This window comes from Pseudomonas sp. PAMC25584 (assembly GCF_058135675.1).
The window spans coordinates 5244961-5256956 of sequence record NZ_CM176870.1; the positions used below are offsets into that span (position 1 = coordinate 5244961).

The window sequence follows — 11996 nt, forward strand, 5'->3', positions numbered from 1 at the left end:
GTTCTGGAATTTAATCTTGACGATGACCTACTCTCACATGGGGAAACCCCACACTACCATCGGCGATGCATCGTTTCACTGCTGAGTTCGGGATGGGATCAGGTGGTTCCAATGCTCTATGGTCGTCAAGAAATTCGGGTACTGAGTCGTGGCCAGCTGGCCTCGCTTCAGCAAATTGGGTATGTGATAGCTTTCGGTGTTTTGTGAGATTCGAACTTTCGGTTCGTTTCGTCTTCACACACCGCAATCTGATGCTCTTTCGAGTAGTCAAATTGCTTGGGTGTTATATGGTCAAGCCTCACGGGCAATTAGTATTGGTTAGCTCAACGCCTCACAGCGCTTACACACCCAACCTATCAACGTCGTAGTCTTCGACGGCCCTTCAGGGGACTCAAGGTCCCAGTGAGATCTCATCTTGAGGCTAGTTTCCCGCTTAGATGCTTTCAGCGGTTATCTATTCCGAACATAGCTACCCGGCAATGCCACTGGCGTGACAACCGGAACACCAGAGGTTCGTCCACTCCGGTCCTCTCGTACTAGGAGCAGCCCCTCTCAAATCTCAAACGTCCACGGCAGATAGGGACCGAACTGTCTCACGACGTTCTAAACCCAGCTCGCGTACCACTTTAAATGGCGAACAGCCATACCCTTGGGACCGGCTTCAGCCCCAGGATGTGATGAGCCGACATCGAGGTGCCAAACACCGCCGTCGATATGAACTCTTGGGCGGTATCAGCCTGTTATCCCCGGAGTACCTTTTATCCGTTGAGCGATGGCCCTTCCATACAGAACCACCGGATCACTAAGACCTACTTTCGTACCTGCTCGACGTGTCTGTCTCGCAGTCAAGCGCGCTTTTGCCTTTATACTCTACGACCGATTTCCGACCGGTCTGAGCGCACCTTCGTACTCCTCCGTTACTCTTTAGGAGGAGACCGCCCCAGTCAAACTACCCACCATACACTGTCCTCGATCCGGATAACGGACCTGAGTTAGAACCTCAAAGTTGCCAGGGTGGTATTTCAAGGTTGGCTCCACGCGAACTAGCGTCCACGCTTCAAAGCCTCCCACCTATCCTACACAAGCAAATTCAAAGTCCAGTGCAAAGCTATAGTAAAGGTTCACGGGGTCTTTCCGTCTAGCCGCGGATACACTGCATCTTCACAGCGATTTCAATTTCACTGAGTCTCGGGTGGAGACAGCGCCGCCATCGTTACGCCATTCGTGCAGGTCGGAACTTACCCGACAAGGAATTTCGCTACCTTAGGACCGTTATAGTTACGGCCGCCGTTTACCGGGGCTTCGATCAAGAGCTTCGCGTTAGCTAACCCCATCAATTAACCTTCCGGCACCGGGCAGGCGTCACACCCTATACGTCCACTTTCGTGTTTGCAGAGTGCTGTGTTTTTAATAAACAGTCGCAGCGGCCTGGTATCTTCGACCGGCATGAGCTTACGGAGCAAGTCCTTCACCCTCACCGGCGCACCTTCTCCCGAAGTTACGGTGCCATTTTGCCTAGTTCCTTCACCCGAGTTCTCTCAAGCGCCTTGGTATTCTCTACCCAACCACCTGTGTCGGTTTGGGGTACGGTTCCTGGTTACCTGAAGCTTAGAAGCTTTTCTTGGAAGCATGGCATCAACCACTTCGTTAACTAAAAGTTAACTCGTCATCAGCTCTCGGCCTTAGAATCCCGGATTTACCTAAGATTCCAGCCTACCACCTTAAACTTGGACAACCAACGCCAAGCTGGCCTAGCCTTCTCCGTCCCTCCATCGCAATAACCAGAAGTACAGGAATATTAACCTGTTTTCCATCGACTACGCTTTTCAGCCTCGCCTTAGGGACCGACTAACCCTGCGTCGATTAACGTTGCGCAGGAAACCTTGGTCTTTCGGCGTGGGTGTTTTTCACACCCATTATCGTTACTCATGTCAGCATTCGCACTTCTGATACCTCCAGCAAGCTTCTCAACTCACCTTCACAGGCTTACAGAACGCTCCTCTACCGCATCACCTAAGTGATACCCGTAGCTTCGGTGTATGGTTTGAGCCCCGTTACATCTTCCGCGCAGGCCGACTCGACTAGTGAGCTATTACGCTTTCTTTAAAGGGTGGCTGCTTCTAAGCCAACCTCCTAGCTGTCTAAGCCTTCCCACATCGTTTCCCACTTAACCATAACTTTGGGACCTTAGCTGACGGTCTGGGTTGTTTCCCTTTTCACGACGGACGTTAGCACCCGCCGTGTGTCTCCCATGCTCGGCACTTGTAGGTATTCGGAGTTTGCATCGGTTTGGTAAGTCGGGATGACCCCCTAGCCGAAACAGTGCTCTACCCCCTACAGTGATACATGAGGCGCTACCTAAATAGCTTTCGAGGAGAACCAGCTATCTCCGAGCTTGATTAGCCTTTCACTCCGATCCACAGGTCATCCGCTAACTTTTCAACGGTAGTCGGTTCGGTCCTCCAGTTAGTGTTACCCAACCTTCAACCTGCCCATGGATAGATCGCCCGGTTTCGGGTCTATTCCCAGCGACTAGACGCCCTATTAAGACTCGCTTTCGCTACGCCTCCCCTATTCGGTTAAGCTCGCCACTGAAAATAAGTCGCTGACCCATTATACAAAAGGTACGCAGTCACCTAACAAGTAGGCTCCCACTGCTTGTACGCATACGGTTTCAGGATCTATTTCACTCCCCTCTCCGGGGTTCTTTTCGCCTTTCCCTCACGGTACTAGTTCACTATCGGTCAGTCAGTAGTATTTAGCCTTGGAGGATGGTCCCCCCATATTCAGACAAAGTTTCTCGTGCTCCGTCCTACTCGATTTCATGACTAAGAGATTTTCGCGTACAGGGCTATCACCCACTATGGCCGCACTTTCCAGAGCGTTCCGCTAATCTCAAAGCCACTTAAGGGCTAGTCCCCGTTCGCTCGCCACTACTAAGGGAATCTCGGTTGATTTCTTTTCCTCAGGGTACTTAGATGTTTCAGTTCCCCTGGTTCGCCCCTTACACCTATGTATTCAGTGTAAGGTAACCATCTTATGATGGCTGGGTTCCCCCATTCAGACATCTCCGGATCAAAGTCTGTTTGCCGACTCCCCGAAGCTTTTCGCAGGCTACCACGTCTTTCATCGCCTCTGACTGCCAAGGCATCCACCGTATGCGCTTCTTCACTTGACCATATAACCCCAAGCAATCTGGTTATACTGTGAAGACGACATTCGCCGAAAATTCGATAATACTCAATTAAGAGCAACTCACAAATTTTACCTTAGCCTGATCCGTTACCAGTGAAAGTAACGTTCAGTCTATCTTTCTATCACATACCCAAATTTTTAAAGAACGATCTAATCAAAGACTAGAAATCAACATTCACCATCATTACGATGGAATGCTCATTTCTAAGCTTTCAACTTCTAGAAGCAGTAGTGGTGGAGCCAAACGGGATCGAACCGTTGACCTCCTGCGTGCAAGGCAGGCGCTCTCCCAGCTGAGCTATGGCCCCGTATTTCTACAGGTTCCCACACAAAATTGGTGGGTCTGGGCAGATTCGAACTGCCGACCTCACCCTTATCAGGGGTGCGCTCTAACCAACTGAGCTACAGACCCAATTTCGGGCTGCTTCTTATCGTCTTCTTCAATGAATCAAGCAATTCGTGTGGGAACTTATGGAGCAGCTGATGTCGTCGATTAAGGAGGTGATCCAGCCGCAGGTTCCCCTACGGCTACCTTGTTACGACTTCACCCCAGTCATGAATCACACCGTGGTAACCGTCCTCCCGAAGGTTAGACTAGCTACTTCTGGTGCAACCCACTCCCATGGTGTGACGGGCGGTGTGTACAAGGCCCGGGAACGTATTCACCGCGACATTCTGATTCGCGATTACTAGCGATTCCGACTTCACGCAGTCGAGTTGCAGACTGCGATCCGGACTACGATCGGTTTTCTGGGATTAGCTCCACCTCGCGGCTTGGCAACCCTCTGTACCGACCATTGTAGCACGTGTGTAGCCCAGGCCGTAAGGGCCATGATGACTTGACGTCATCCCCACCTTCCTCCGGTTTGTCACCGGCAGTCTCCTTAGAGTGCCCACCATTACGTGCTGGTAACTAAGGACAAGGGTTGCGCTCGTTACGGGACTTAACCCAACATCTCACGACACGAGCTGACGACAGCCATGCAGCACCTGTCTCAATGTTCCCGAAGGCACCAATCTATCTCTAGAAAGTTCATTGGATGTCAAGGCCTGGTAAGGTTCTTCGCGTTGCTTCGAATTAAACCACATGCTCCACCGCTTGTGCGGGCCCCCGTCAATTCATTTGAGTTTTAACCTTGCGGCCGTACTCCCCAGGCGGTCAACTTAATGCGTTAGCTGCGCCACTAAGAGCTCAAGGCTCCCAACGGCTAGTTGACATCGTTTACGGCGTGGACTACCAGGGTATCTAATCCTGTTTGCTCCCCACGCTTTCGCACCTCAGTGTCAGTATCAGTCCAGGTGGTCGCCTTCGCCACTGGTGTTCCTTCCTATATCTACGCATTTCACCGCTACACAGGAAATTCCACCACCCTCTACCATACTCTAGTCAGTCAGTTTTGAATGCAGTTCCCAGGTTGAGCCCGGGGATTTCACATCCAACTTAACTAACCACCTACGCGCGCTTTACGCCCAGTAATTCCGATTAACGCTTGCACCCTCTGTATTACCGCGGCTGCTGGCACAGAGTTAGCCGGTGCTTATTCTGTCGGTAACGTCAAAACAATCACGTATTAGGTAACTGCTCTTCCTCCCAACTTAAAGTGCTTTACAATCCGAAGACCTTCTTCACACACGCGGCATGGCTGGATCAGGCTTTCGCCCATTGTCCAATATTCCCCACTGCTGCCTCCCGTAGGAGTCTGGACCGTGTCTCAGTTCCAGTGTGACTGATCATCCTCTCAGACCAGTTACGGATCGTTGCCTTGGTGAGCCATTACCTCACCAACTAGCTAATCCGACCTAGGCTCATCTGATAGCGCAAGGCCCGAAGGTCCCCTGCTTTCTCCCGTAGGACGTATGCGGTATTAGCGTCCGTTTCCGAACGTTATCCCCCACTACCAGGCAGATTCCTAGGCATTACTCACCCGTCCGCCGCTCTCAAGAGAAGCAAGCTTCTCTCTACCGCTCGACTTGCATGTGTTAGGCCTGCCGCCAGCGTTCAATCTGAGCCATGATCAAACTCTTCAGTTCAAACATCTTTGGGTTTTTAAGAAACCCTAAACTTGGCTCAGCAATCGTTGGTTACATCTTTGATTTCTCGCGGAGTAACTTGTGATGCTGATAATCTTGTTGACTATCAGTCTGACTCCACAAGCACCCACACGAATTGCTTGATTCAGTTGTTAAAGAGCGGTTGGTTAAGATCTTTCGTCTCAACCGAGGCGCGCATTCTACAGCAGCCTCATTTGCTGTCAAGTGATTATTTTCAGAAGTTTTCAAAGTTTCCTTTGTAACTTCAACCACTTGCGCTTCCGATCTCTCGTTAGCGGGAGGCGAATTCTACAGCGTTACACGCTGCTGTCAACACCTCTTTTTCTCCGCTTTCGACCGAGAAGATCGAAACGTTAATAGAGCCAAACAACACTGATCTACCAACTCCTTCCAGGCTTCGATGAACTGAAGCAGGCCGCTGTCGAATCTCGCATAACTCTTTGTTTACCAAGGAGTTTTCCGTTTCGACTGCGCCGGAAGTGGGGCGAATTATAGACGTCCAGGATTTGCCGTCAAGGCTTAATTACGCTTTTGTTGCAGAAGGTGCTTTTTTCGCAATAAGACGCGGAATTCGCCGCATTACCGGCGGTATCCGCAGGCTGAGAAGCAACGCGCCTATAGAAGCATAGATAGCCCACTCCTTCAGATCAGCCCGCACGATCCACAACATATGCAGCAAGCCAAGACCAAGCACGCCATACACCAGGCGATGCAACTTCTTCCAACGGCTGCCCAACCGACGCTGGCTGTAGCGATTTGACGTCAGCGCCAGCACTAACAACGACAGGAAACCCAGCGTACCCACAATAATGTAGGGCCGCTTACGCAGCTCCACCCCCAGTTGCGACCAATCCAGCCCCAGCACAAACACACAATACGCAGCCAGGTGCAGCACCACATAAGCAAAGCACCACAACCCCAGTTGCCGCCGCACCGCAATCCACCCTGCCCAACCGCTCAACTTCTGCAGCGGTGTCATCGCCAGGGTAATCAGCAGCAGGATCAACGTGCCCAAGCCCAAGCGATCGACCAGCACCTTGCCTGGGTCCGGCCCCAATGCAGAACGCCATGCCTCATACAGCCAGAGCAACGGCCACGCCGCCGAGGCGATAAACACGCCGATGCGCCAGAGAGGGAAGCGCATCAGTAGTTCTTCCGCAGATCGAGGCCGGTATACAGAGCCGCCACTTCATCCGAGTACCCGTTGAACATCTGCGTCTCACGCACATTCGGGCTGAACAGACCGCTCGGCAAGCGCCGCTCACGCGCCTGCGTCCAACGGGGGTGATCGACCGTAGGGTTCACATTCGCATAAAACCCATACTCATTCGCCGCAATGCTCTGCCACGTGGTTTTCGGCTGCTCACTCACAAGACTGATACGCACGATGGACTTCACGCTCTTGAAGCCATACTTCCATGGCACCACCAACCGCAGCGGCGCGCCATTCTGGTTAGGCAACTCCCGCCCATACATCCCCACGGCCAGAATCGCCAAAGGGTTCATCGCCTCATCCAGACGCAGCCCTTCTACATAGGGCCAGTCGATCAAGCCGAAACTTGAGCGCTGGCCCGGCATGCTTTTGGGGTCCTGGAGTGTTTCGAAGCGGATGTACTTGGCTTTGGAGGTCGGTTCAACCTGTTTGAGCAACGCCGAGATGGGAAAGCCCATCCATGGAATAACCATCGACCACGCCTCCACACAGCGCAGGCGATAGATTCGCTCTTCCAATTGATAGGGCTTCATGAAGTCTTCCAGAGCATAACGCCCTGGTTTTGCGACCTCACCATCGATCACCACACTCCAAGGTTCGGTCTTGAGTGAACCCGCATTCGCCGCCGGGTCGCCCTTGTCCGTGCCGAACTCATAGAAGTTGTTGTAGTGGGTCGCGTCTTTGAACGGGGTGATGGCTTCGTCCTTGACGGTTACCGCCTGCCATTTCGTCCCCGGCAGTTTTTCGGCAAACCAGCCTGGCGCCTTGCCTGGCTCGACATCCGCATACCGCGCGGCATCGTCCGCACTGGCCCAACGCGGCAAGCTGCTGGCGGCAACACCGGCCAGCGCACCACCGAGTAAGCTACGGCGAGACAAGTAGAAGGATTCGGGGGTGACGTCCGATTCATGACAATCGGACGCTTTGGGCAATTTGATTAACATGGCAACTCCGCAGCATTGGAGAACTGATGCACCAATAGACTGCGGAGTATGGGGGAAATTACATTAAGGCAACGTTTTGTCCCGACGCAGTTGCAGCAGATACTGAATCGGCCCGGAAGCGGCATAGACCAGGAACGCCAGCAGCAGAATACGCGGCGGATCACTGAAGACCACGGCGAACACCAGCACCACCACAAGGATAGCCACGAAAGGCACGCGCCCCTTGAGGTCGAGCTCCTTGAAGCTGTTGTACTTGATGTTACTGACCATCAGCATGCCGGCGGCGGCAACCATCAAGGCCACCAAGAACGACATCTTCGACCCCTGGATGCCGTAGTCACTGAACGCCCAGACGATACCCGCCACCACGCCCGCCGCAGCAGGGCTGGCCAGGCCAATGAAGTAACGCTTGTCGGCGGTCCCCACCTGGGTATTGAAGCGTGCCAAGCGCAATGCGGCGCCCGCGACATAGATGAAGGCCACCATCCAGCCGACCTTGCCCATATCACCCAAGGCCCAGGCAAACGCCAGCAATGCAGGCGCGACACCAAAGGCAACCATGTCCGACAGCGAGTCATACTCGGCACCGAAGGCGCTTTGAGTGTTGGTCATGCGCGCCACACGACCATCGAGGCCGTCGAGCACCATGGCCACGAAGATCGCGATCGCCGCAAAACCGAAGTATTTGCTGGCACTCACCGCATCACCTGCCGCCAGCGCGCTCTGGGCGCTCATGGAATTGATGATGGAGTAGAACCCGGCAAACAGGTTCGCCGTAGTGAACAGATTGGGCAGGAGATAGATACCACGATGCCGGACCTTGCGGCCTTCCGCATCGTGCCCTTCTTCGACATGTTCATCGATCGGTAGCAGGCTATCGGCGTCAGAAGCCTGGTTTGGCTCTTCGGGACGTTCGCTCATGGACTTTACCTTGCAACGGTGTGAAAAAAACGACAGATACTTGCGGCGAGTGTTCGCCCGCAAACGATGCAGCTTTATACCAGAACCAGCCCCCCAAACGAAAAAACGCGGCCTAAGCCGCGTTTTCTGTTGATGCATCCGACTTAGTTTTTGGCTTTGTCGACGATCTTGTTGGCACCGATCCACGGCATCATGGAACGCAGTTGCTCGCCGATGATTTCGATACCGTGAGCGGCGTTGTTACGACGCTTGGCGGTCATCGAAGGGTAGCCGGTAGCACCTTCGCTGATGAACATTTTGGCGTATTCGCCGTCCTGAATGCGTTTCAGGGCGTTGCGCATGGCCTGACGGGACTCGGCGTTGATCACTTCCGGGCCAGTCACGTACTCGCCGTATTCGGCGTTGTTGGAGATCGAGTAGTTCATGTTGGCGATACCGCCTTCGTACATGAGGTCCACGATCAGCTTCAGTTCGTGCAGGCATTCGAAGTAGGCCATTTCCGGCGCATAGCCGGCTTCAACCAGGGTTTCGAAACCGGCTTTGACCAGCTCAACGGTACCGCCACACAGAACGGCTTGTTCGCCGAACAGGTCGGTTTCGGTCTCGTCCTTGAAGGTGGTTTCGATGATGCCGGTACGACCGCCACCGACGCCAGCAGCGTAGGACAGCGCAACGTTCTTGGCGTTGCCCGATGCGTCTTGGTAGATCGCGATCAGGTCAGGGATACCGCCGCCTTTGACGAACTCGGAACGCACGGTGTGGCCCGGAGCCTTCGGCGCGATCATGATCACGTCGAGGTCAGCGCGTGGCACGACTTGGTTGTAGTGAATCGCGAAGCCGTGGGAGAAGGCCAGGGTGGCGCCCTTCTTGATGTTCGGCTCGATTTCGTTCTTGTACAGCGCGGACTGGAACTCATCCGGGGTCAGGATCATGACCAGGTCGGCAGCGGCAACAGCGGAAGCCACGTCAGTCACTTTCAGGCCGTGGGCTTCAGCCTTGGCAACAGTGGCCGAGCCTTTGCGCAGGCCAACAGTCACGTCAACGCCGGAATCTTTCAGGTTGCAAGCTTGCGCGTGGCCTTGGGAGCCGTAGCCGATGATGGCGACTTTCTTGCCCTGGATGATCGACAGGTCACAATCTTTTTCGTAATAAACTTTCATGAGGTTCCTCTATATATCCAGGCCTTAAGGCCATTCACTAATTTGGGTTAGATGCTGAGTACTTTGTCGCCACGGGCAATCCCGGTGACACCACTGCGTACGGTTTCCAGAATCGAGGCCGTCCCGATCGACTGGATGAAGCTGTCCAGCTTGTCGCTTGTACCGGTCAATTGCACGGTATAAACGCTGGCGCTCACATCGACGATCTGCCCGCGATAGATGTCGGTAGTACGCTTGATCTCGGCACGTTGGGCACCCGTGGCCTTGACTTTAACCAGCATCAGCTCGCGCTCGATGTGGGCACTTTCCGACAGGTCGACCAGCTTGACCACTTCGATCAGCTTGTTGAGGTTTTTGGTGATCTGCTCGATCACCTCATCGTGGCCCACGGTGGTCAACGTCAGACGCGACAGAGTCGGGTCTTCGGTCGGCGCCACGGTCAGGCTTTCGATGTTGTAGTTGCGTTGCGAAAACAAGCCGACAACACGAGACAGGGCGCCGGGTTCGTTCTCCAGAAGCAGGGAGATTATGTGCCGCATGATTAGGTACGCTCCGTCTTGTTCAGCCACATGTCACGCATAGAGCCGTCTTTGATCTGCATCGGGTAGACGTGCTCGCTGGTATCCACCTTAATATCGATGAACACCAGGCGGTCCTTCATGGCGAACGCTTCTTCCATCTTCGGCTTCAGATCTTTCAGATCGTTGATGCGAATACCGACGTGGCCGTAAGCCTCGACCAATTTGACGAAGTCCGGCAGCGATTCCATGTAGGAATGGGAGTGACGACTACCGTAGCTCATGTCCTGCCATTGACGAACCATGCCCAACACGCCGTTGTTCAGGCACACGATCTTCACCGGAAGGCCGTACTGCAGGCACGTCGACAGTTCCTGGATGTTCATCTGGATGCTGCCTTCGCCGGTCACGCATGCAACGTCGCTGTCCGGGAAGCTCAGTTTCACACCCATCGCGGCAGGGAAACCAAAGCCCATCGTGCCCAGGCCACCGGAGTTGATCCAACGGTTAGGCTTGTCGAACTTGTAGTACTGCGCGGCGAACATCTGGTGCTGGCCCACGTCGGAGGTCACAAAGGCGTCGCCCTTGGTCACTTCGCACAGGGTCTCGATCACGGTTTGTGGCTTGATGATGCTGCCGTCGCCCTTGTCATAAGGGAACAGGCCGCGGTCGCCGCGCCATTCGTCGATCTGCTTCCACCAACTGGCGACGGATTCTTTGTTCGGCGTCTCGCCGATTTCCTTCAGCGCAGCGACCATTTCGGTCAACACGCTTTCCACCGGACCTACGATCGGCACGTCGGCCTTGATGGTCTTGGAAATGGACGCCGGATCGATGTCGATATGGATGATCTTGGCATTCGGGCAGAACTTGCTCGCGCCATTGATCACCCGGTCATCGAACCGAGCGCCCACGGCCAGGATCACATCGGCGTGGTGCATGGTCAGGTTGGCGGTATAGCTGCCGTGCATGCCGAGCATGCCGACGAACTGACGGTCCGTCCCCGGGAATGCGCCGAGGCCCATCAGAGTGTTGGTCACCGGCAGGTTGAGCAACTTGGCCAGTTCGGTCAACGGTGCGGAACCGCCGCCCAGAATCACGCCACCGCCCGAGTACAACACCGGACGCTTGGCCGCCAGGAGCATTTCTGCCGCCTTGCGGATCTGCCCCGAGTGCCCACGAACGGCCGGGCTGTAGGAACGCAGCTTGGCTTTCTTTGGGAAGACGTATTCGAATTTCTCAGCCGGGTTGGTCATGTCTTTAGGGATATCGACCACCACAGGGCCCGGGCGACCGGACTGTGCGAGGTAGAACGCCTTTTTCATGACTTCCGGGATTTCCGAGGCATGCTTGATCATGAAACTGTGTTTCACGATCGGCCGGGAGATACCGATCATGTCGGTTTCCTGGAATGCATCGGTACCGACCATGGTGCTAGCGACCTGGCCGGAAATGATCACCATCGGGATGGAGTCCATATACGCAGTCGCGATGCCGGTAATGGCATTGGTTGCGCCTGGGCCGGAGGTTACCAGTACCACGCCGGCTTTACCGGTGGCACGGGCATAGCCGTCAGCCATATGGGTCGCAGCCTGTTCGTGGCGAACCAGGATGTGGGTAACAGCCGGTTCCTTGAACAGTGCGTCATAGACATGCAGCAGAGCACCACCCGGGTACCCGTAGATATAGTCAACGCCTTCGTCACGCAAAAAGCGGACGAGCATCTCACCGCCAGATAAAAGCTCCACGTTGTTCACCTCTAAAACGCCAGAATACCGTCCGTTAAAAACCGACGGGTCTTAATAGGTTTACTTCTCAACAGAGCATGAGCGACGGTGGTCGCCGACTACGTCAGCACTGACTGAGCAAGTATTGGGATCGTCCCAAGTGTTGCGGGCTCTTCCCACCCAGCGCGAGGTAACGCGTTGCGGGTGTAACAGGTCGGCGCGGATGTGCGCCTCATGATCTGCTGAGTGGGCCTGCTTCTGGCAGT

At 54.4% G+C, this 11996-nt stretch carries 6 protein-coding genes, 2 tRNA genes and 3 rRNA genes; all 11 read right to left on the minus strand.

Annotated elements, in window-relative coordinates; translation table 11 throughout:
* Window positions 1-14: 14 nt before the first annotated feature.
* Window positions 15-130: ribosomal RNA gene (gene rrf, locus ACS5Q8_RS24490) — 5S ribosomal RNA — on the minus strand.
* Between the two features lie 157 nt (window positions 131-287).
* A 23S ribosomal RNA gene (locus ACS5Q8_RS24495) occupies window positions 288-3178 on the minus strand.
* Window positions 3179-3427: 249 nt separating this feature from the next.
* A tRNA-Ala gene (locus tag ACS5Q8_RS24500) sits at window positions 3428-3503 on the minus strand.
* A gap of 27 nt (window positions 3504-3530) precedes the next feature.
* Window positions 3531-3607: transfer RNA gene (locus tag ACS5Q8_RS24505), tRNA-Ile, on the minus strand.
* A gap of 82 nt (window positions 3608-3689) precedes the next feature.
* Window positions 3690-5226, minus strand: a 16S ribosomal RNA gene (locus tag ACS5Q8_RS24510).
* Together the 16S, 23S and 5S rRNA genes with 2 tRNA genes alongside form the textbook arrangement of a ribosomal RNA operon.
* 544 nt (window positions 5227-5770) lie before the next feature.
* Window positions 5771-6391 carry a protein-methionine-sulfoxide reductase heme-binding subunit MsrQ gene (msrQ, locus tag ACS5Q8_RS24515; RefSeq protein ID WP_465159522.1) on the minus strand — a complete coding sequence of 207 codons (621 nt, stop codon included), beginning with the start codon at window positions 6389-6391 and terminating at the stop codon, window positions 5771-5773.
* Window positions 6391-7404: a protein-methionine-sulfoxide reductase catalytic subunit MsrP gene (gene msrP / locus ACS5Q8_RS24520; protein ID WP_017847455.1), complete on the minus strand. Its 1014-nt coding sequence runs from the start codon at window positions 7402-7404 to the stop codon at window positions 6391-6393. The genes msrQ and msrP overlap by 1 nt, the downstream gene beginning before the upstream one ends.
* Window positions 7405-7467: 63 nt before the next feature.
* A complete protein-coding gene (pssA, locus tag ACS5Q8_RS24525; RefSeq protein ID WP_247405517.1) occupies window positions 7468-8325 on the minus strand; it encodes a CDP-diacylglycerol--serine O-phosphatidyltransferase in 858 nt (285 codons plus the stop codon).
* Window positions 8326-8468: 143 nt separating this feature from the next.
* Complete coding sequence (gene ilvC / locus ACS5Q8_RS24530; RefSeq protein WP_007948647.1) at window positions 8469-9485, minus strand: ketol-acid reductoisomerase; 1017 nt, start codon at window positions 9483-9485, stop codon at window positions 8469-8471.
* Between the two features lie 47 nt (window positions 9486-9532).
* Window positions 9533-10024, minus strand: a complete 492-nt coding sequence (ilvN, locus tag ACS5Q8_RS24535) for an acetolactate synthase small subunit (RefSeq protein WP_003176102.1) — start codon at window positions 10022-10024, stop codon at window positions 9533-9535.
* A 2-nt stretch (window positions 10025-10026) separates the two neighbouring features.
* Window positions 10027-11751 carry an acetolactate synthase 3 large subunit gene (locus tag ACS5Q8_RS24540; protein ID WP_426100662.1) on the minus strand — a complete coding sequence of 575 codons (1725 nt, stop codon included), beginning with the start codon at window positions 11749-11751 and terminating at the stop codon, window positions 10027-10029.
* Between the last annotated feature and the right edge of the window lie 245 nt (window positions 11752-11996).